General features: G+C 66.1%; 21 protein-coding genes. 7 read left to right on the top strand and 14 right to left on the bottom strand.

Going from position 1 to position 20,784, the window contains the following annotated elements:
• Position 1 precedes the first annotated feature (1 nt).
• Genes R3F42_01390 through R3F42_01370 form a run of 5 tightly spaced genes read right to left on the bottom strand, consistent with a single transcriptional unit; the run spans position 2 to position 4,399 of the window.
• Entirely contained in the window at positions 2-1,174 is a 1,173-nt protein-coding gene (locus tag R3F42_01390) for an FAD-dependent oxidoreductase (GenBank protein ID MEZ5540678.1), read from the bottom strand.
• Positions 1,167-1,922: a glycerophosphodiester phosphodiesterase family protein gene (locus R3F42_01385; protein ID MEZ5540677.1), complete on the bottom strand. Its 756-nt coding sequence runs from the start codon at positions 1,920-1,922 to the stop codon at positions 1,167-1,169. Before R3F42_01385 ends, R3F42_01390 begins: the two co-directional genes overlap by 8 nt.
• Positions 1,919-2,812, bottom strand: a complete 894-nt coding sequence (locus tag R3F42_01380; GenBank protein ID MEZ5540676.1) for a hypothetical protein — start codon at positions 2,810-2,812, stop codon at positions 1,919-1,921. The genes R3F42_01385 and R3F42_01380 overlap by 4 nt, the downstream gene beginning before the upstream one ends.
• Positions 2,813-2,851: 39 nt before the next feature.
• Positions 2,852-4,240, bottom strand: coding sequence for a CUAEP/CCAEP-tail radical SAM protein (locus R3F42_01375; GenBank protein ID MEZ5540675.1), 1,389 nt, complete (start codon positions 4,238-4,240; stop codon positions 2,852-2,854).
• A gap of 33 nt (positions 4,241-4,273) precedes the next feature.
• Positions 4,274-4,399: a hypothetical protein gene (locus R3F42_01370; protein ID MEZ5540674.1), complete on the bottom strand. Its 126-nt coding sequence runs from the start codon at positions 4,397-4,399 to the stop codon at positions 4,274-4,276.
• A gap of 117 nt (positions 4,400-4,516) precedes the next feature.
• Between R3F42_01370 and rnd the strand changes: the two genes are divergently transcribed.
• Complete coding sequence (gene rnd, locus R3F42_01365; protein MEZ5540673.1) at positions 4,517-5,668, top strand: ribonuclease D; 1,152 nt, start codon at positions 4,517-4,519, stop codon at positions 5,666-5,668.
• Positions 5,669-5,735: 67 nt separating this feature from the next.
• On the opposite strand, the gene R3F42_01360 is transcribed toward rnd, so the two are convergent.
• The 3 genes from R3F42_01360 to R3F42_01350 are packed head-to-tail and all read right to left on the bottom strand — an operon-like array spanning position 5,736 to position 7,629.
• Positions 5,736-6,509: an ABC transporter permease gene (locus tag R3F42_01360; protein MEZ5540672.1), complete on the bottom strand. Its 774-nt coding sequence runs from the start codon at positions 6,507-6,509 to the stop codon at positions 5,736-5,738.
• Positions 6,506-7,435 (bottom strand): ABC transporter ATP-binding protein, encoded by a 930-nt coding sequence (locus R3F42_01355; GenBank protein MEZ5540671.1) that lies wholly within the window; start codon positions 7,433-7,435, stop codon positions 6,506-6,508. The genes R3F42_01360 and R3F42_01355 overlap by 4 nt, the downstream gene beginning before the upstream one ends.
• Positions 7,436-7,437: 2 nt before the next feature.
• Positions 7,438-7,629 (bottom strand): hypothetical protein, encoded by a 192-nt coding sequence (locus tag R3F42_01350; GenBank protein MEZ5540670.1) that lies wholly within the window; start codon positions 7,627-7,629, stop codon positions 7,438-7,440.
• A gap of 170 nt (positions 7,630-7,799) precedes the next feature.
• On the opposite strand from R3F42_01350, the gene R3F42_01345 reads away from it, so the two are divergent.
• Entirely contained in the window at positions 7,800-8,549 is a 750-nt protein-coding gene (locus tag R3F42_01345; protein MEZ5540669.1) for a ferredoxin--NADP reductase, read from the top strand.
• A 75-nt stretch (positions 8,550-8,624) separates the two neighbouring features.
• On the opposite strand, the gene R3F42_01340 is transcribed toward R3F42_01345, so the two are convergent.
• On the bottom strand, positions 8,625-9,755 hold the full coding sequence (locus tag R3F42_01340; protein ID MEZ5540668.1) for an FIST C-terminal domain-containing protein: 1,131 nt from the start codon (positions 9,753-9,755) through the stop codon (positions 8,625-8,627).
• 219 nt (positions 9,756-9,974) lie between these two features.
• Between R3F42_01340 and R3F42_01335 the strand changes: the two genes are divergently transcribed.
• Positions 9,975-12,599, top strand: coding sequence for a glycosyltransferase (locus tag R3F42_01335; GenBank protein MEZ5540667.1), 2,625 nt, complete (start codon positions 9,975-9,977; stop codon positions 12,597-12,599).
• A 55-nt stretch (positions 12,600-12,654) separates the two neighbouring features.
• Here the strand turns inward: R3F42_01335 and R3F42_01330 are convergent, their stop codons facing one another.
• Positions 12,655-13,200, bottom strand: coding sequence for a hypothetical protein (locus R3F42_01330; GenBank protein MEZ5540666.1), 546 nt, complete (start codon positions 13,198-13,200; stop codon positions 12,655-12,657).
• Between the two features lie 171 nt (positions 13,201-13,371).
• Between R3F42_01330 and R3F42_01325 the strand changes: the two genes are divergently transcribed.
• Positions 13,372-14,427 carry a CNNM domain-containing protein gene (locus R3F42_01325; GenBank protein MEZ5540665.1) on the top strand — a complete coding sequence of 352 codons (1,056 nt, stop codon included), beginning with the start codon at positions 13,372-13,374 and terminating at the stop codon, positions 14,425-14,427.
• Positions 14,428-14,514: 87 nt separating this feature from the next.
• Here R3F42_01325 and R3F42_01320 read toward each other — a convergent pair whose 3' ends face one another.
• On the bottom strand, positions 14,515-15,516 hold the full coding sequence (locus tag R3F42_01320; GenBank protein ID MEZ5540664.1) for a PHB depolymerase family esterase: 1,002 nt from the start codon (positions 15,514-15,516) through the stop codon (positions 14,515-14,517).
• Positions 15,517-15,531: 15 nt separating this feature from the next.
• Positions 15,532-15,993: a cupin domain-containing protein gene (locus tag R3F42_01315; protein MEZ5540663.1), complete on the bottom strand. Its 462-nt coding sequence runs from the start codon at positions 15,991-15,993 to the stop codon at positions 15,532-15,534.
• Positions 15,994-16,095: 102 nt separating this feature from the next.
• Here R3F42_01315 and R3F42_01310 point away from each other — a divergent pair, with 102 nt between their 5' ends.
• The 3 genes from R3F42_01310 to R3F42_01300 are packed head-to-tail and all read left to right on the top strand — an operon-like array spanning position 16,096 to position 18,373.
• Positions 16,096-16,587, top strand: coding sequence for a MarC family protein (locus R3F42_01310; protein MEZ5540662.1), 492 nt, complete (start codon positions 16,096-16,098; stop codon positions 16,585-16,587).
• A complete protein-coding gene (locus R3F42_01305) occupies positions 16,574-16,726 on the top strand; it encodes a MarC family protein (GenBank protein MEZ5540661.1) in 153 nt (50 codons plus the stop codon). The genes R3F42_01310 and R3F42_01305 overlap by 14 nt, the downstream gene beginning before the upstream one ends.
• A gap of 3 nt (positions 16,727-16,729) precedes the next feature.
• The gene (locus R3F42_01300; GenBank protein ID MEZ5540660.1) at positions 16,730-18,373 is read left to right on the top strand and encodes a hypothetical protein; all 1,644 of its coding nucleotides are present in this window, start codon (positions 16,730-16,732) and stop codon (positions 18,371-18,373) included.
• Positions 18,374-18,393: 20 nt separating this feature from the next.
• Here the strand turns inward: R3F42_01300 and R3F42_01295 are convergent, their stop codons facing one another.
• Positions 18,394-19,287 carry a prenyltransferase gene (locus R3F42_01295; protein ID MEZ5540659.1) on the bottom strand — a complete coding sequence of 298 codons (894 nt, stop codon included), beginning with the start codon at positions 19,285-19,287 and terminating at the stop codon, positions 18,394-18,396.
• A 64-nt stretch (positions 19,288-19,351) separates the two neighbouring features.
• Positions 19,352-20,686, bottom strand: coding sequence for a sigma 54-interacting transcriptional regulator (locus R3F42_01290; GenBank protein ID MEZ5540658.1), 1,335 nt, complete (start codon positions 20,684-20,686; stop codon positions 19,352-19,354).
• Between the last annotated feature and the right edge of the window lie 98 nt (positions 20,687-20,784).

The following is a 20,784-nucleotide window of genomic DNA, read 5'->3' as shown; positions in this document are numbered from 1 at the left end:
CTCAACTCACCGGAACCAGCTTGAGCACCGCGGTGTCCCCCCTGGCCGTGCGGGGCGGGAGGGTGCGCTGCAGCGCGCGCAGGACCTTTGTCGCCGTCGCACGGTAGCCGGTCAGCTTGCCGCCGTAGATCGATACCAGGCGCGGTCGCCGGGAATCATCCATGCGCAGCATGGTCTCGCGTGAACGGCCGAACGCCGTACCGTCCGCAGCCGGCAACACGCGCAGTCCCGCGAAGCGGGCCATGACCGTGGCCGGACGCCGCGGAAAATAATGCGCGAGCACCTCGAGCAGGTAACTTTCCTCGTCCGCGCGGGCGCAGACCGCGGCGGGATCGCCGCCGTAGCGGTGCTCGGTGGTACCCAGCAGGGCATGCTCGCCCCAGGGGAGGAGGAAGATCGCGCGCCGGTCCCGCGGTGCCTCCATGTAGTAGCAGCCATGCTCGAGCCGGCCCGGAACGACCAGGTGTGCCCCCTGCACCAACTCGATCGGGATCCGAGACGGCTGTGGCTCGATCCGCGCGTCGATGCGGTCGGCCCAGGGGCCGCCGGCGTTGACGAGCACGGTTGCCGTGCAGTGCTTGTCGATGCCGCGCTGCAGGTAGCTGATGCTGCAGCCATGGGTATCGATGCGGGCCGCACTGAATTCGGCGGGACACGCCAGGGTGGCACCGAGGCGGACTGCTGATTGCATCACGGCCCGGGTCAGCGCGACATCGTCGGTCTGGGCATCGAAATACCGGAACACTGCCTGCAGTCCGCGCGTATCGAGACCGTCCAGCGTCTCCCACAGGCGGCGTGGCAAGGTCCGGTACAGGCTGGACCGGCGCCAGCCGCCGAGCATGGCGTACAGGCTCAGGCCCGCGCGCAGCGTCAGCGGGCGGCGCATGGTGTCCGGGTAGACCGGTATGTGGAACGGTTGCAGGCGCACGAGCTCCGGGGCGATCCTGAGCAGCACGCTGCGTTCGTGCAGGCTTTCCCGGACCAGCCCCCAGGCATGGCTTTCGAGGTAGCGCAAGCCACCATGGATCAGTTTGCTGGAACGGCTGGACGTCCCTGCCGCCAGGGCGGTCTGTTCCAGCACCAGCACGGTATAACCGGCACAGGCCGCCGCCTGCGCCACACCCGCCCCATGGATGCCGCCGCCAACCACGACGAGGTCGAAATGATCAGACATGGCGGTTGCCCGTGTCCGCCGCGTCGGTAGCGGCCAGCAAGCGGCTGATCTGGTTGGTCTCCACCAGCCGGAAGCCGCGGGCGAGCAACGGCGCGATCTCCGCGGCGTCGTTGACGGTATATACGACCCACTGCCAGGGACCGGTCCAGAGCGGCGCGGGTGCCTCCGGCAGCCGTTTGCGGTTGCAGAACAGGTAATCCGGGGCCAGGGCCGCCGCGGTCGCCGCACTCGCGGACGACCATTCGGACAACACCCAGCCGATCGGCACGTCATGGTGCCGGCGGATCTCGGCCAGCACGGCGGCATCGAACGAGATCAGGATACATTGCGCCAGCACCGGTTGCAGGCATGCCAGCACGCGCTCGATCACGACCGCAGCGCCGAACCGCTGCAGGCTTTCCCGTTTGAGTTCCACGAAGGCCTGCGCCTGCGGCCATTCCGCCAGCAGGTGCACGAAATCCGCCAGACGCGGGATCCGTGTGTCCGCGAATGCGCTGCCGAAGCGTCCCGCCTCGCCGGCCGGCAGCGCGGCAATCCGCGCCCAGTCCGTGCGACCGACTTCCAGGTCCTGGCCGGTCACGCGCAACAGGGTGGCATCATGGCAGAGGATCGGGACGGCGTCGGCGGTGAGCTGGACGTCGGTTTCGAGGTAATGCGCGCCGGCAGCCAGCGCGGCGCGGAAACCCGCAAGCGAGTTCTCCGGCCAGTGGTCGGGTTCGCCGCGATGCGCGATCAGGACGCGCTTCATGCGCCGTTCCACCACTGCGTAACGACACGCGCCAGGTGTGGGTTGACCAGATAGCCGTAGGATTTGTGCACGTTCAGCCCATGCCCGTCGCGATAATGGTTGTACACGTCTCTGGTCATGTCCGTGATGCTCGCCACCGCCCCGTCCCTCACCATTTCGCTGAAATCGTCGGCCAGGGTCGGATCCAGCGCGACCAGATCGCCGCGCGCCGCGATATTAACCCAACGCCGGATGTTCCCGGGATAGATTCGCGGCTGCGCCTGCCCCAACCCGATCAGGCGGCGCTGCACGTAGCGCATGCCGAGCGGGCTGCCGATGGTGAGGAAACAGTCCACACAGGGCGGCAATCCTTCCAGGTGATCGAGTTCCCACAGCGCGTCGTAGGCGATCACCGATCCCATGCTGTGCCCGATCAGCAGGACGCGGTCGCCCCTGGCCACCGCCGCGCGCAGCGGCTGCTTCTGCACGGCGCGGATCCGGCAGCCGATGTTGCCATGGTTACGGAAATAGATTTCGGTATCCCGGATCGATAACTTGACTCGCCGGTCCGGCAGCAGCGGGATGAGCCAGGGCAGGCGGTCGCCGATCTGGTACATGGCCCGGGTGAGCCGGTAGCCGAGCGTGCGGCCATCCTGGAGGCCGGTTGGCCCGTCAGGATCCTGCAACAGCAGGTGATCGACCCAGCGCCGGTCCTCAGCGATGTCGCGTTGCGTGTCGTAGAGCAGGCTGTTCCAGGCGACGAGGGTGAAACAGTCGGTCGCGGCAATGGCGTCCGCGACCGCGGGGTCGAGGCGCCTGACGCCATGCAGCAGGCAGCGCAACAGCTGATGGCGATGCAGGTCGGGCGGCGGTTTGGGATTCTTGCCGGGGACGAAGAGGATCCTGTTCAAGGCGCGGCATCCGGCGGGCGTGTCCGTGTGCGTGGCGAATCAGAATGACACGAGCTGTTCGCAGGTCGGCTCGGCGCAACAATACCAGTTCTCGGACAGCCGCGGAACCGGGCTGCCGGCGGCGGCCAGGTCAAGTGCGGGCGCCGCTTGTCCGCGTATCTCCCAGGCCAGCCGCCAGATGCCGCGGAAGATCTCGCCGCGCGGCGTGTCGGCCGCTTCGGCGCGGGTGATCCAGTCCGCCACCGCCTGCTGCAGGGCGTCGACGCGCGCATCGGGATTGCGCCACGGGTGGCCAAGCGTCGCTGGATCGAACGCGCCGACGGTCTCCTGCATCCCCGCGATCCCGAGCACGCGCGAGCCGGCGGGGATCAGCAGCCGAATCGAGAGCTGTACCGGTGCCACCGCCTCGACCAGCTGCAATGCGGCGAGCTGCCGCAGCAGATCGATATAGCCGTCCAGCGTGGTCCAGGGGGTGAACGCCACGAAGGTTGGCGCCAGGTCGATGCCGGCGGCGCGCATCAGCGCCAGCGCGGCGAGGAAATCCGCCCGGGTATGACCCTTGTCGAGCCGGGTCAGGATAGCGTCATCCAGCGCTTCGACTGCCGAGAGAATGAACAGGCAGCCGAGCTTGCCGAGTTCCCGGATCTCGTCCGGGTATTTCACCAGGTGCTCGACCTTGATGGTGGCGTCGAAGGTCAGTGCCGGGAATTCCGCCCGCATGGCACGCACGATGCGCAATGCGTGCCCCGGGCCATTGAAGAAGTCCGGGTCGCCGAAGGAAATGTGCTGCGCGCCGGCGGCGACCTGGGCGCGGATATCCGCCAGCACGACAGCGGCCGGGACGACGAAGAAACGGCCCTCGTACACCGGTACGATCGGGCAGTGACGGCAATGGTACTTGCAGCCACGGGTCGTCTCGGTGAAACCGACGGTGCGGTGTGTGCCGTCGGGCAGGATCAGGCTGGCGTAGCGCGAGAGTGCCGGCAGCCGGCTGCGGTCCGGCAGCAGGAACGACGTCTTGCCGAGGTTGATGCGCGGGATATCCGTGGCGCCCGGCCGACCGGCCCGCAGGTTCCGCACCAGCTGAACCAGTCCGGACTCGTATTCGCCGCCGATCACGGTATCCACACCGAGTGTGCGCAACAGCGGCTCGTTCATCGGGGCGTACAGGCCGTACACGCACAGATGTGCGCCGGGCGCGAGCCGGCGGATCTTCGGCAGGGCCTCGACCGCGATGCGGGTGGCGGTGTGCATGGCGACGTAGATGGCGACGATGTCGGTGTCCGCTGTCAGGCAGTTGTCGAGCCGCTGCAGCGACAGGTCGCAGCAACTGACGTCGCAGTCTTCCCGTGCCAGCCAGGCGGCCGGTTCCGCGAGGCCGAACGGCTGCCGCCCGAGTTCATAGGGATTGATCAGGAGAACTTTCATATTAATTATTCATTACAAAAGGATACATGATCATTACAGATCTGGCTTCAGCTGCCTGCCGGCGCTGCCCGCGGCGGCTGCGGAGAGACTGTCCGGCAGATTGTAGCGCGTCAGTCGCGGGCGGCTGAAGCTGAATTGCCCGGGGGATGTCTGTATCATGCAGCGCTCCTGCAGCGGGCTGCACACGGGGACCAGACAGCTTATGCATGTGACAGATTATCCACGGCATTGTTCAGCCGCTGCGACACACCGTGCACCCGTCCCGGGACTGCGCCGGTGAGCGAGGCGCAGCCCGTCGCGTATCTCGACACGGCAGCGGGTCTCGGTGCGCTCTGCACACGGCTCGCGGAAGACGACTGGTTCGCCATCGACACCGAGTTCCTGCGCGAGAAGACCTACTACCCGAAGCTGTGCCTGGTACAGATCGCGACGCCGCGGGAAGTGGCCGTGATCGATCCGCTGGCGCTGACTGATCTCACGCCCCTGCTCGACCTGCTGGCAGCGCCCGGCATCACCAAGGTCATGCATTCCTGCCGCCAGGACATGGAGATCTTCTATCACCTGGCAGGACGCGCCCCTGCCCCGGTGTTCGATACCCAGGTCGCCGCGCCCCTGCTCGGATATGCAGACCAGATCGGCTATGCGAACCTGGTACAGGAAATGACCGGGGTAGCGCTGGACAAGCTGCATACCCGCGCCGACTGGACAGTACGGCCGCTGAGCTCGGCGCAGCTGCAATATGCGGCCGACGACGTGATCTACCTGGTCGATATCTACCGCCGCATCGTCTCGCAACTGCGCTCGCTCGACCGGCTCGATTGGCTGGCGGAGGATTTTCGCCAGCTTTCCGATGCCGCGCTCTACGACAGTCCGCCCGAGCAGGCCTGGCTCAGGGTCAAGGCCGCCAGCCGTCTGAAGGGTCCCGCGCTTGCGGTGCTCCAGGCACTGGCACAGTGGCGCGAGGAAACGGCACGCCGCCGTGACCGGCCGCGCGGCTGGCTGCTGCGCGACGACACGCTGGTCGACATCGCACGGCAGCGGCCGGCAACGCTGGAGTCGCTCGGTGCCATCCGCGGGCTCGGCGACGGCCTGCTCGGCCGGTCCGGTGCGGAAATGCTGGAGTTGATCCGTCAGGCCGCCGCGCGTCCGCCGCAGCCCTTTGCTGACAGCGACCGCCGCGCCCGGCTCGCCCCGGCCCAGGAGGCACTGATCGACGTGATGATGGCCGTGGTGCGCATCACCGCGGAGGAGAACCGGCTGCATCAGAGCGTGCTGGCCGGCCGCCGCGATCTCGAGGCGTTGCTGCTGGACGATCCCGCCAGCAGCCTGCTGCACGGCTGGCGCTACCGGCTGGTCGGGGCGCGCCTGCAGCGCCTGCTGTCAGGACAGCTGGCGCTCTCCGTCCGGGATGGCCGGTTGGTGCTCTAGCAGCGCAGTCATCCAGCCCGCCGCTGTCGCCATGCGGCAAGCGCACCCGCCCGGCAGGGCACCGCACTCAGGTGCGGATGCCGCGCCCGGTACGCAGCAGATACAGGCTGAACAGATACAGTGCAAGAATGAAGCCGCAGCAGATCGTGTACGAGGTCAGCAGGCTGATATCGGAGATGCCGAGGAAACCGTAGCGGAACGCATTGATCAGGTAGAGGATGGGATTGAAGCGGGAGACCTGCTGCCAGAACTCCGGCAGCATGCTGATCGAGTAGAAGATGCCGCCCAGGTAGGTCAGCGGAGTCAGCACGAAGGTCGGCACTATCGAAATGTCATCGAAGCTGTTGGCATACACGCCGTTGATCAGCCCCGCCAGCGAGAACAGGACCGAGGTCAAGAGGATCATGCTGAACATGACCGGCAGGCTGTGGATGTTGAGCGGGTTGAACAGCAGCGAGACGACGGTCACGGCGCAGCCGACGGTGAGGCCGCGCATGACCCCGCCGCAGACGAAGCCCAGCACCACGACATAGGTCGGCGTCGGCGAGATCAGCATCTCCTCGATGTGGCGCTGAAACTTGGAGCCGTAGAACGAGGAGACCACGTTGGCGTAGGAATTCGTGATCACGGCCATCATGATCAGCCCCGGGATGATGAATTCCATGTAATCGAAACCTTCCATGGTGCCGATGCGCGGTCCGATCAGGTTGCCGAAAATAATGAAATACAGCGCCGTCGTCACCACCGGCGGCAGCACGGTCTGCACCCAGATGCGCGCAAAACGCAGCGTCTCCTTGGTGAGGATGGTCTGGAAGGCGATCAGTTTGCCGCGGGCGTTCATGGCTGTTCCCCGCCGCCGTTTTCCACCAGGCGCATGAACAGTTCCTCCAGCCGGTTGGTCTTGTTGCGCATGCTCAGTACCCGGATGCCCTGCTCCGTCAGTTCGGCGAACAGGGTGTTGATCGTTTCATTGCGATAGATCTCGGCTTCCAGGGTATGTTCGTCCAGCAGCTGCACCCGGTGCTGCCGCAGCAGCGGCGCCCGCTGCAGCGGTTGCTCGACATCCAGGATGAAGGTTTCCTTGTGCAGGGTGTTGAGCAGCTGCTTGGTGCTGGTATTGCTGATCAGCTCCCCCTCGTCGATGATGGCGATATTTCGGCACAGGCTTTCCGCCTCTTCCAAGTAATGCGTGGTGAGGATGATGGTGGTGCCAGCCTGGTTGATCTCGCGCAGGAAGCGCCACATCGAGCGGCGGATCTCGATGTCGACGCCGGCGGTCGGTTCGTCCAGGATCAGGAGCCGCGGTTCGTGCACCAGGGCGCGCGCGATCATCAGCCGGCGTTTCATGCCGCCGGAGATGTTGCGCGCCATCACCCGGCGCTTGTCCCACAGGTCCAGATGCTTCAGGTATTTCTCGGCGCGCCGGAACGCCTCGCCGCGCGGAATGCCGTAGTAGCCGGCGGCGTTCGCGACCACCTCGACCACCGGCTCGAACATGTTGAAATTGAATTCCTGCGGCACCAGCCCGAGGCAGGCCTTCGCGGCGGCCGGTTCCCGTGCGATATCGTGGCCGAAGATGGCGACCGACCCGGCGCTGCGGTTCACGAGCGAGGCCACGATCCCGATCAGCGTGGTCTTGCCGGCACCGTTGGGGCCCAGCAGCGCGAAGAAATCGCCCTGCGCGACATCCAGGCTGACGCCCTTCAGGGCGACCAGCCCACCCTTGTAGATCTTGCGCAGATCGCGGATCGACAGTGCAGGTGTCATGCTCAGACCAGCTTGATCAGCAACAGAACGAACAGCACCACCAGTGCGATGGGCAGCAGGAAGCCGGCCCAGTCGCGGTTCTCGGCCTGGCGGCTGCGCTCCAGGGTTGCCTTGATGCCGGGCCCCATCCACCACAGCACCAGCAGTACCAGTACGCCGAGCAGCAGCATTTCCCAGGTTGATGGCTGTTGCATGTGTCGGAGTCGTGTGTCCGGATCGGGCTGCAGCAGCCCCACTGCCTGCCGCGGGGCTGTCGTGATTTGCGCTATGATAAGGCATGTGACGACAGCGGGTGAAGCGGCAAAATGCATGATCTCCATGGGGTAGTCGGCGGCGCTTCCGGCGCCTGCACGGACCTTGTCTAATGGCAGACTGGGTCGAAGGCCGTGTCGTGAGCCTGCGGCGCTGGACCGACACGCTGTACTCACTCCGGTTGCAGGCAGACATCCCGCCATTCCGGGCCGGCCAGTTCACCCGGCTGGCGCTGGAACTCGAAGGCGAGTTGGTCGCGCGTCCCTACTCGTTCGTGAACGGGCCGGATGAGCCGCTGCTGGAATTCTGCTTCGTGCGTGTCCCGGACGGGCCGCTCACCGCGCGACTGGTCGCACTCGGGCCCGGCGACCGGGTCCTGATCTCGCCGCGCAGCGCCGGCTTCTTCGTGCTCGACGAAGTGCCGGCCGCGGACGTGCTGTGGATGCTGTCCACCGGTACCGCGATCGGACCGTTTCTTTCCATCCTGGCGACCGCTCAGGCCTGGCATCAGTTCCGCCACCTCGTATTGGTGCACGCGGTGCGTTATCTGCCGGAACTGACCTACCGGGACCAGATCGAGGCACTGCGCGCGGCCCACCCGCAGCAGCTCAGCTACATTCCCTTCGTCAGCCGCGAGGACACCGGCTTCGCCGTGCGCGGACGCATCACGGCAGCGCTGGAGAGCGGCGCGCTCGAGCAGCGTGCCGGCCTGGCACTGGCTGCCACGACCTCCCAGGTCATGATCTGCGGCAATCCGGACATGGTGGCCGATACCCAGCGCGTGCTGGAGGCGCGTGGCATGAAGAAGAACCGCCGGCGCGAACCCGGCCAGATTACGACCGAGCAGTACTGGAAGACCTAGATCCTATCTCATAATTCCCCGCGGCCGCGGACAGCGACGCGATGGGTTCCGGCACCAGCCGGCCAGCGGTACTGCTCAGACAAACAGGGTCAGCACACCGGTATAGCCATACAGCCGGTTGTGCGAGATCTCCCCGTTGGCGAAGAAGCCGGCCAGCGGAAATTCCCCCAGCGTGTCACGGATCATCTGCAGTTCCGCGGAATCCTCGCCGAACTGGTGCCGACCGCGTCCCAGGCAGCTGAAATAGAGCCCCCCGCGGATGTCACCCGGCGCGCGCCGCTTCAGATCGTCCAGCATGCGTTGCATATCCTGGCGCGCGGCGGCACCGTCGCGGCGACAGAACAGCAGCGCGGCGTCTTCCTCGAGGTTGTCGCCGATGGCCAGCAGCCGCTCGTGCGGATCGATGCCGATCAGGTTGCGGACCAGATAATCGCCGGTGTCCGAACCCGGCACCGGGATGCCGGCGAAGATGTAGCCGGCGACGCGGGACAGGTCGCGTGCCATGACCTCGCCGATGTCTTCCCGGAAGACGTCGAGCGCGGGACGGTGATCGAGTTCCGCGAGTACGTTGCCCTGGCATTTCGTGATGACATGCCGCTGCGGCAGCGGGGTGCAGCCCTGCGTCAACCCGCTGACGACAGCCACCTCCGTGGACATCAGCACGCCGGACAGGCCGCCGTGCTGGATAGCGCCGGCCACCTGGAGCAGCGCGTCGTCGCTGGCTGCCGATGACAGGCCACCGACCAGGAAGCCGGGGTCGAGCTGGGCCGACAGGGAGTCGACGAGCTGGGATATGTGGCGGTCGCGCGGATCACCGTGCACCACGCCAAAATGGACCTGCCGCTGTTGCAACCAGGCCTGTTGCCGCGTCAGCATGTCGGTGAGGGCGTGGATGCCTGCGGGTATCAGGCGGTAGCTGTCCGGCGGGAAGTCCGCGACGAGGACGGCGGCCGCCGGGACGTCGTAGATCTCCCGGCCGGTGGCGCAGATCGCGCTGCCGACGCTCCCCACCCAGTCGCGCACGCCCGTGCCCGCGCGCAGTGCCTCGAGGATGGCAGCGAGGTCCGGTGCCAGCGGATCGGTCACGTAGATGAATCCCGGGCCTGCGCCGTTGCGCTGCATGCCGGGAGCCGCCAGCAGTGCTGCAACCACTGCCTGCCAGTCCTGCCCTGTCGCACATGCCGCGCTGAAAGCGTGCTCGCTCATGCAGACATTCTACTTGATCAAACGGGCCGCCGCCTGCCAAACCCGCAGTAAGCCGGCTGCCGGGGCGAGCCGGGTCGCGGCGCTTCCCCCAGCCGCGTCATTTCGCGGTCCCCAGCCGGGGAATTGTCGACAGTTGCTTGCGCTTTGGGATACCATCCCGCCACCAAGAATATCGCTTCCTGACTGCGGGATAGCCCAGCGGCAGGTTTCCTGCGCACGATGACCCGGACCAATCTCATAATCGCTGCGGTAATCGCGGCCATCACCGTCAGCATGTGGGCACTGCTCAATCGCCCGGAGCAGGAGCCGGCATGGCCTGCGGTCATCCAGGGATTCTCGTTCTCGCCCATGCGGCTGCACCACGATCCGCTCAAGCAGATCAATCCGACCGTCGAGGAGATCGACGCCGACCTTGCCCTGCTGGCCGGCAAGACCAATGCCGTGCGTACCTATACCCTCGAAGGTGCGCTGGCCGAGGTGCCCGCGCTGGCGCGCAAGTACGGCCTCAACGTGGCACTGGGCGCGTGGGTCGACGGCCGTCGCGAGCGCAGCCGCAAGGAAGTGGAGCAGCTGGTGCAGGTGGCTGACAAGAATCGCCGCAACGTGGTCCGGGTCATCGTTGGCAACGAGTCCCTGCTGCGCAACGACCTGCCGCTTGCGGAGCTAACCGGCTACCTGGATTACGTGCGTGGCAAGCTGCATGTACCGGTCAGTACCGCGGAACCCTGGCATATCTGGCTCAAGTATCCCGAACTGGTCAACCATGTCGATTATATCGCGGTGCACCTGTTGCCCTACTGGGAGAACATACCGCTGGATATGGCCGTCGACTACGTCGTGCGCCGCTACCGGGAGCTTGCGGCGGCTTACCCCGGCAAACCGATCGTGATCTCGGAAGTGGGCTGGCCCAGCAACGGCCGGATCCGCGGCGGCGCCGTGGCCTCGGAGGCCAACGAGGCCACGTTCCTGCGCCGGTTCCTGCAAGTGGCCGCCGAGAACAACTACATCTACTACGTCATGGAAGCCTTCGACCAGCCCTGGAAAAAGCAGGTCGAAGGCGCGGTCGGCGCCTACTGGGGGGTTTACGACGTCCTGCGGAAACCGAAGTTCACCTTCACCGAACCGATCGTGGAAATACCGGAGTGGCGCCTGCTGGCTGGAATCTCCGTGGTGATCGCGATGATCACCTTCACCCTGCTGCTGACGGATGCGATCTCGCTGAATTCGCGCGGTCGCGGCTTCCTCGCCATCGTGGCCTATGTCATGGCCACCGCGGCCGTGCTCATCGTCTACCGCTACCTGCAGCAGTACCTCTCCTGGAGCGCCATCCTGGTCGGGGTGCTGATGCTGATCGGCATGATCGGCGTCATCATCGTGGTGCTGGTGGAGGCGCACGAATGGGCCGAGGCCCTCTGGGCCAGGGAGCGGCGGCGCCTGTTCATACCGCTGCCGGCCGACGACACGGACCTGCCGCTGGTATCCATTCACGTGCCGGCGCATAACGAGCCGCCGGAGATGCTGATCGAAACGCTCGATGCGCTGGCGCGGCTGGATTATCCCCGCTTCGAAGTGCTGGTGATCGACAACAATACCAAGGATCCGGCCGTCTGGCAGCCGGTGGAGGCGCATTGTCAGGCGCTGGGTCCGCGCTTCCGCTTCTTTCACGTCGATCCCCTGGCTGGCTTCAAATCGGGGGCGCTCAACTTCGCGCTGCGGCACACCGCGCCCGAGGCCGAGGTGATCGGGGTAATCGACAGCGATTACGTGGTAGCCCCGAACTGGCTGCGGGACCTGATGCCGCAGTTCGGGCAGCCAGGAATCGCCATCGTGCAGGCGCCGCAGGACTATCGCGATGCCGGCGACAATGCCTTCAAGGCCATGTCCTACGCGGAGTACCGCGGCTTCTTCTACATCGGCATGATCACGCGCAATGACCGTAATGCGATCATCCAGCATGGCACCATGACACTGGTGCGCAGGACGGCGCTGGAGGAAGTCGGTGGCTGGAGCGAGTGGTGCATCACCGAGGACGCCGAACTCGGCCTGCTGATCCTGCGTCAAGGTCACCAGGCAATGTACATCCCGCGCAGTTACGGCAAGGGCCTGATGCCGGACACCTTCAGCGGCTACCGCAACCAGCGCTTCCGCTGGGCCTATGGCTCGATGCAGATCATGCGTCACCATGCGGGCGACCTGCTCGGCCTGGTGAAGAGCAGGCTGACCGCCGGGCAGCGCTACCACTTCATTGCCGGCTGGCTGCCCTGGATCGCAGACGGGGTCAACCTGCTGTTCAACTTCGCGGCACTGTTCTGGTCGTTCGCCATGGTGTTCGAGCCGCTGTCGCTCGATCCGCCGCTGATCATCTTCTCAATTCTTCCGCTGGTGCTGTTTTGTTTCAAGATGGCGAAGGTTTTCTATCTGTATCGCGGTGTGCGTATCGTCGGCACCCTGCGCCAGACTCTGGCGGCTGCGCTCGCCGGCCTGTCCCTGTCGCACACCATCGCGCGCGCGATCTGGCTGGGACTGGTGACCCGGTCACGACCGTTTCTGCGCACACCCAAGATGGAACGGACCAGCGCGCTCTGGCGTGCCCTGATGTCGGCCCGCGAGGAAACGCTGTTCGCGCTTGCCCTGTGGCTGGCAGCAGGCACGATTGCCTGGAAGAGCGGTGCGGGCATGCTCGATCTGCTGCTGTGGATCATCGTGCTGCTGGTCCAGTCGGTCCCCTACTTCGCGAGCCTGCTGGTGTCGATCATCAGCGCCTTCCCGCAGTTGCCGGCCCGGTTCATGTGCGGGGGGCTGTGCGACGAGGAGACCGCCGTCGTCGTGGAACAGCGCGGCTGACGCCTCGGCTTGGAAGTTCGATCGCGCTGCTGTCACGGGGGGCGTCCGCCCCCGGCTACGGGCGGCTTGGCCTGTTACCGCCGCGCCGCCATGCTTCCAGACCGGCAGCCGCTGGCCAGCGCGGATGCGCTGTCGCTGCGTCGCGGGACCGCTCGTCGCGTCCGGCTGGGACGCCCCCGACGCCGCGCGCGAGATCGTTCAGCGGCAGGACGGACGCGCTACCGGAGAGCAGCGGATATGCGTCGCTTTCCGTGCCGGTTTCCACTCCGCCGCCGTTGTCGAGTACGCTGTAGTAGCGGATGACATCACCCTGCCGGTATTGCCGCTGGCTGCCGGGGTCCTCGCCCACAGTGAAGCCGGTGCCGCCGGGATACACCACGGTCCGCCGCGCACCGGCTGCCGCACCCGTGGATATGGCCTGGCCGGTCGTGAGCGCCGTGCCCGCGGCAGCCGGCGCGCGCCCGTCCGTGCGGCAAGGCACGCCGCCGGTCAGCGCAGCGCGCCAGCACTGCAACAGCTCCAGGTGCAGGCCACCGCCAGCGGCAGTCGGCGCAAACGCCGGCAGCAGCAGTATCAGCAGGATGGCGGTGTTGGGGCGCATGGTCTCTCCGGCAGGCAGTACCCGGCCACTCTAGCGCGCCGTTGCGGACGCTGGGCGGACGCGGTTCACATTCAGCCATGGCGCAACGCCTGCGGGCCAGCTCCGCTACCGGCCCCGGTCCGGCAGCCGCGCCGGCCGGCGCTGGCCGCAATGCAGGTATAATGCGGCGGCATGGTATTGCTGACCGTATATGTGCTGGTCGCGCTGGGATTCTCGTTTCTGTGTTCGGTCGCCGAGGCGGTCATACTCAGCGTGAACACGCCCTACATTACCCTGCTGCAGCGGGAGGGACGCCGCTCCGGGCTGCTGCTCGGGCGCATGAAGGCGGAGATCAACCGGGCGCTGGCGGCAATCCTGACGCTGAATACCATCGCCCATACCATCGGTGCCGCCGGCGCCGGTGCCCAGGCGGCAGTGGTATTCGGCAACGCCTGGGTCGGGCTCGCCTCGGCGGTACTGACCCTGCTGATCCTGATCTTCTCCGAGATCATTCCCAAGACACTCGGGGCCCACTACTGGAAGCAGCTGGCACCGGCCACCGCCTACCTGCTGCAGTTGCTGATTTGGATGCTCTATCCGTTCGTGCTGCTGGCGGAACTGATCACGCGCGGCCTGTCCCACGGACCGGTACTGACCGGTTTCAATCGCGACGAGCTGGCGGCCATGGCAGAGATCAGTGCCGGCGAGGGCCTGCTCGCCCGCGACGAGACCCGGGTGCTCAAGAACCTGCTGCGACTGCGTGAGATCCGGATAACCGCGGTGATGACGCCGCGCCCGGTCATATTCGCGCTGCCGGAAGAGCTGCCGGTGGCGGCGTATTTCTGGAAGCACGGGCAGCAGCGGTTTTCCCGCATTCCGATCTACCGGGACGATCCCGAACACCTGAACGGCTTCGTGCTGCGCAGCGACCTGCTGTTGGCACAGGCGCGCGGTAATACCGACACCCCGCTGTCCGCTTACCGCCGCGAGCTGCGCGCACTGCCGGCCTCCATATCCGTGGCACAGGCATTCGAGGCCTTCCTGCAGCAACGGGCGCATATGCTGATCATCGTCGACGAATACGGCAGCCTGGTCGGCCTGGTCACCCTGGAAGACCTACTCGAGACGCTGCTGGGACTCGAGATCGTCGACGAGGGCGACCGGACCCCGGATCTGCAGGCGCATGCCCGCCGCCTGTGGCGCCGGCGTGTCCGCAGCATGGGGCTGGAAGGATTGGAGGAACCGTGACTGGCGTGGCCCCGGGCCGGGACCTTTGTCTGCGGCGGGACGGCCGGTAATGGTGCTTGAGCGCAGCTCAGTGGCGCGGCATGTCCCTCACCTGTCGCGGACGAAACGCGCGGCGAATTGCCAGGCCGCTGCGGATGCATCGACCAGCGTGGTGGGTGGTCCCAGCAGTCGTTGCCGCCACCGCGGCGCCGTAACGCCCGGCCAGCCGTGACCGCTGCCACTCAGGCGCAGGTGTTCCACCGCCCCGTCCGGACGGCAGCCGCGGTAGACGAGATGCGTCAGGTCCTGCCCGGCATTCGTCCCGCTGCCGGCACGGGTGTCGAGTACCTGCGGCTGCGGCTCACAACCATTGTACGCCGCCCAGCGTGCCAGCCCGCTGGTCACCGGCTGGTGCTCGACGCGTTGATCGGTACCCGGAAAGCTGGGGCCGAGTCCGCCCTCGTACAGGGCGCGCGGGTCGTCCGTACTATGGATATGGAGTACGGCGACCGGCCGTGCGGGATTGAAGGTCGCGAGATCCATGGCACCGGCTACCGGCACGATCGCCACCACACGTTCGGCATATTCGGCAGCGAAGCGGTAGGCCATCATGGCGCCGTTGGAATGTCCGGTCACGTAGACGCGCCCCGTGTCGAAGGGGATGCGTGCGGCCAGGTCGTCGAGGACGGCGGCCAGGAAGCCGCTGTCGTCGACCGCGTGCGCCCGCGCCCAGCCGCAGCAATGCGTGCCGGCATTCCAGGTCAGCAGGCGCTCCCGCAACGGGCCGGTCCCGTCCGGGTAGACCGCCAGGAACACTTCCCGGTCGGCGACCGGGTCGAGCGCGTTCTCGCGCTGGAATTGCCGGCCGCTGCCACCCCCGCCGTGCAGCGCCAGCAGCAGCGGCAGTGGCCGCTCGTCGCGCCGCGGAGGAACATGGACATGGTAGCGCCGGGTCAGATCGCCCTGCTGCAGGGTGAAGGTGTGATCGCCCGCCGCGAGCGTCGCAGGCTGTTGCGGGTCGAGTCGCTGTCCGCTGCCGCTGCATCCGCCCAGGCAGGCCAGCAGCAGCGCCAGTGCGCAGCGGCGGGATCGATTACGGCTGGGCAGCATACGCCGCCTCGTGCCCTAGGCCGGGATGAACCCGAAGGCCCGGTCATGCACATAGACCAGCTTGCAGTCATCCAGGTAGCTTGCATCGTGGATCCTGCCGGCCCGGATGTATCCGGTGTCACCCGCATTCAGCACCAGCGGCTCGCCATCGATGACCAGGTCGTCGCCCCGGCGGAGGTAGAACCTGACGGTCATCCTGCCCGCCACCACCACGGTCATGTCGTCGCCGGGATGCGAGTGCGGGGGTTCACTGCTGCCCGCCTCCCAGCGTTCGAGCATGACTTCCACGCCGGCGGGATTGCCGGGGTAGGCGGTACGCACCGTGAAGCCGTCCGGCGTGTCGGGCACGCTGACGTGGTGTTTCCAGATGGCACTGGTTTCCGCGCTGCTTACTGTATCGTTGTGCGGATTGATCTGGGACATGTTGGCCTCCTCACGGTTGTTGCAGAATCGCACGCTGGTCTGTTTGCCGGGCATGGTGCCGGCCGCGCAGGCATGGTCGGTTAATCCTCTGTTAATCTGGCGCAGGTAACTTGATAATCATGCTGCCACCGCATCCATCCTGCTGGCCCGAGACGCATGGAACACTGGACCGAATATACACGCTTCACGACCGCCCTGCTGGTCATCCTCGACCCTTTCATCGCAGTGCCGCTATTCCTGTCCCTGACCCAGGGCCAGGACAGCCGCCAGCGCAGACGCGTGGCACTCATCACCAGCATCACGGTGGCGGTGGTGCTGGTGACGGCTGCGCTGTTCGGCGAGCACCTGCTCGCCTTCATCGGCACCAGCCTGTCCTCGTTCCGCGTCGGCGGGGGGATCGTGCTGTTGCTGATGGCGCTGGCCATGCTGCGCGCCGAGCCCGACACGCTGCGGACCACCCATACCGAGAAAAAGACCGCCGCGGACATGTCCAGTATCGCCGTCGTACCGCTGGCGATTCCGATGCTTGCCGGTCCGGGCGCCATCAGCACCGTCATCATCCAGATGCAGCGCTCCGCGCAACCCTGCATCCGGTTGTCGTCATCGGCTGCATCCTGCTGGTCTGCGTCGTGCTGTGGCTGGTGCTGAGCCTGGCGCTGAGATCGGCACCACGCTGGGCCGGATCGGCATGAGTATCATCGATCGCCTGTTCGGACTGCTGCTGGCCGCCATCGCGATAGAAATCATCGCCAACGGCCTGCGCGGCCTGTTTCCGGTGTTGGGCTGAATCATGCGTGGCACTAGCCCGGCAGTATTGTTGTGCGCGCTGCTGTTCCTGTGTCCGGCACGGGCGGAAGTCACGGCCACGGCGGCAGTCGATCCGCTGTCCCCGGCCTACCTGGAGGCGACGGGCGCACGGATCGGCGAGATCCTCATCGACAACGGCGACATCTTCAACCCCGAAGATCCCAAGGAGAACCGCCTGCTCTACCGCGCCGCGAACCGCCTGCATATCCGGACCATGCCGCACGTCATCCGCCGGCAGCTGCTGTTCCGGTCCGGGGACGTGTACTCACAGCGCTTGCTCGAGGAATCCGAACGGATCCTGCGCAGCAATGCCTACCTCGAGAACGCGCGTATCGAACCGGTGCGTTACGCGGACGGTGTGGTGGACCTGCGGGTCAAGACCACCGACGTCTGGACGCTGAAGCCCAGGCTCGATTTCGGCCGTAACGGCGGCACCAACAGCGGCACGATCGGCTTCGAGGAGTCCAACCTGCTCGGTACCGGCATCTCGCTCAGTCTGCGCCACCAGGCGGATGTGGACAGCGAATCCGACATGATCGAATACTACGACCGCGAGGTGGGCGGGACGCGTTACAGTCTGCTGGCTTCCTATGCCGACAGTGACGAGGGCAGCGGCTATCAGTTCGACGCCGGGTTACCGTTCTACGCCCTGGACAGCCGCCATGCCCACGGCCTGTCGCTGCACAGCAGCAACGGTGTCGATACGCTCTACGACCGCGGTGAGCAGCAGGCCGAGTTCCGCCACGAGGAAGACGGCTATCAGGTGCACGTCGGTTTCTCGCCGGGCCTGAAGTCCGGCTGGGTGATGCGCTACAGCGCAGGTTTCGGGTTCGAGGAGCACCGCTTCAGCCCGGACGGCAACAGCACGCTGCCACAGGCCGGCGTGCTGCCGGAAGACCGCAAGTACGTCTTCCCGTTCGTGGGCCTGGAAGTGATCGAGGACGATTACGCGGTCGTGGTGAACCGAGACCAGATCGGACGCGTCGAGGACATCCTGCGGGGCTTGCAGCTGAACCTGCAGCTGGGTTTCGCCAGCACGGCGTTCGGTTCGCTCGACAATGCCGTGCTGCTGGATTCCACCGTCAGCCGCGGCTTCGGCAATCCTGGCGAGAATGCCCTCTATCTCGCCGCCGGCCTGGGCGGGCGCTGGCAGGATGGCGGCGCGCAGAACCTGTTGCTGGACACCAGTGCCAGCTGGTATTACCGCCATTCGCCGCGGCGCATGTTCTTCAGCAAGGTGGCGGCGAGCGCGGGTACGAATCTCGACCTGGACAACCCGCTGTATCTCGGCGGCGATAGCGGCCTGCGCGGTTACCCGTTACGCTACCAGGGCGGCGACCGCAGCCTGCTGCTCACAATCGAGGAGCGCTATTTCACGCGTTGGTACCCGTGGAACCTGTTCCGCATCGGCGGCGCGGTGTTCGCCGACGTCGGCCGCACCTGGGGCGAGAATCCGGTTGGTGCGGACAATCTCGGCTGGCTGTCGGATGTCGGCTTCGGACTGCGCATCGGCAACAACCGCACCGGCAGCGGCAAGGTGATTCATGTCGACCTTGCCTTTCCGCTCGATCGCACGGATTCGATCGACAGCGTGCAGCTCCTGCTGGAGGCCAAGACGACGTTCTGAAGCCGCTGCGGGATGCCGCCTCAGTGCGCAACGATCAGCACGGCCGCGAGTACGGCGGGTGTCAGTACCGCGGTGGCGACATTGGCGGCAAGGTAGCGCGGATAGCGGCCGATGCCGCCGTGATGTCGCAGGGCGCCGACCCATGCGAAGCATGACGGTGCCAGCGTGAGCAGCGCCAGCAGCGCCGTAGCGGGCAGCAGCCCGCTGGCTGTGGCAGCCAGCAGGTCCACCGCAGCCGCGGCCAGGAACACTGCGTAGATGGTATTGGCCGTGGTCGTGCCGAAGGCGATCGGCACGTGCCTGCGGCCGGCGCCGGCATCGGCCTCGATGTCCGGATACTGGTTCAGCAGCAGCAGATTGTTTACCAGGAAGAACGGCACCAAGGCGGTGCTGAGCGCCTGGGCGGTGATCTGCCCGGTCAGCACGAAATGGGTCCCGGCCACCATGAGCGGGCCGAAGCCCAGACCGGGTGCGACCAGGCACAGCCACGGCGAACGGTTCAGCCAGCGCGTGTAGGTCGTCACCAGCAGCAGGCCCACCATGCCGGCGGGGAGCAGCACCAGTCCGCGCAGATAGAGGAAATAGCAGCCGGCCAGCACGACGACCCCCAGCGACAACAGCCCCGTCGCCAGCACGGCCGGGGCCATACCGGGGTGCGCCGGCAGTGCCCCGCTGCCGCCGCTGAACGGTGTCTTCTGCGTGTGCAGATCGAGACCGCTGGTGAAATCGTGATATTCGTTGAGCGTGTTGACGCTGATGTGTGCGAACAGGGCGGCAGCCAGCGTCGCGAGCACCAGCATCGGGTCGAGATGTGCGTCGCTATGCGCAGCCGTGGCGACGCCGAGCAGCACACAGACCGGGGTCAGCACCAGGAACGGCAGCCGCAGCGACTGTAGCAGGACGCGGAAGGACATGACGAAAATCAGCGCTGCCGCCGCCCGCATGCGCCGGCTGGCGGCGGATCACGAACGGCGGCTGTCACGGTGTCCTGCCGGCGCGGGTCAGCCGGTATTTTTCCAGCTTGCGGTACAGGGTGCGCTCGCTGATGCCCAGTTCCCGGGCGACCTTGCGCCGGTGGCCTTGGTACTTCTCCAGCAGGTAGGCGATCTGCTCGGACTCGATCTGGCGCAGCGAGCGCGCGTCGCCGCCGGCCGGCGCCGGGACGGCGGGTCGCTCGTCGAAGCGGATGTGCTCGGCCCGGATATGCCCGTCCGTGCACAGCGACACCGCCCGTTGCAGGGTATTGCGCAGTTCGCGCACATTGCCGGGATAGTCGTACTCCGCCAGCAACATGCGCGCGTCTTCGTCGATCTGGCAGCGATAGGCGGCCGGATCGCGCAGACGCACGAGCAGCGCATCGGCAAGCGCCGGTATATCGTCCTTGCGTTCGCGCAACGCGGGGATCTTGTGCACGATACCGGAGAGCCGGTAGTAGAAATCGGAACGGAAGCTGTTGCAGCGGATCAGCGTCGGCAGGTCCTGATGGGTCGAGGCGATGATGCGGATGTCGGACTTGCGCAATTCGCGGCCGCCGACCCGGCGATAGTGTCCGGTTTCTATGGCATTCAGCAGCCTGCCCTGCAGTTCCAGCGGCAGATCGCCGACCTCGTCCAGGAACAGCGTGCCGCCGTCGGCCTCGTCCAGCAGACCGCGCCGGCGACCGACACAGCCGGCGAAGGCGCCGCGCTCATGGCCGAACAGCTCGCTCTCGAACTGTGCTGCATCGATGTTCCTGCAGTCCATGGTGATGAAGGTGCGGCCGCTGCGGGATGAACGGTTGTGGATATAACTGGCAGCCAGGTTCTTGCCCACCCCGCTTTCGCCGACCAGCAGGATATTCGCATCCGAGGCCGCCGCCGTCGTCAAACCCTCGATGCAGCGTCGGAAGGCCATGGACCTGCCGATCAGCTGTTGCTCCTCGCAATCGAGTTCGGTGGCGCGGGCCAGGCGAATGACCTCCTCGCCGACGTAACGGGTGCCGTCCGCACCCAGGATCGGATAGCCCTTGATGCGCACGTGCTCCGGCTGGTTATGCTGATCGTAATGGATGTGCAGGACTTCGTAGCGTGCATTGGTCTCCAGGACCTGTGCCAACGGGCAGTCCTCGCCGTTCATCGCACACGGGGTATCGAAATGATGCGAGATCCGGTGACACTTGTGGCCGACCACGCTGTCGTCGGTGATGCCGTAGGCATCGCAGTAGGCCTTGTTGGCGGCGATGATGGTGAAATTCTCGTCCAGCAGGACGAACGGATTGGAATGCGAGTCGATGATGGACTGCAGGCTGAGATCTGGCTTGTGTGGCTTGTCCATGATGGAACATCCCCCCGTATGCTCCGTTGCAGCGTGTTGTTATGCGCCTGAGAATAGCCCCGTTTCCCGGGGCTGACAAACTGTCAGGCAATGCTGCC

The sequence above is a fragment of the Pseudomonadota bacterium genome (assembly GCA_041395565.1).
Classification (GTDB): domain Bacteria; phylum Pseudomonadota; class Gammaproteobacteria; order UBA9214; family UBA9214; genus UBA9214.
Note: the sequence above shows the minus strand (reverse complement) of the source record. Positions and strands in the feature narration are given on the sequence as shown.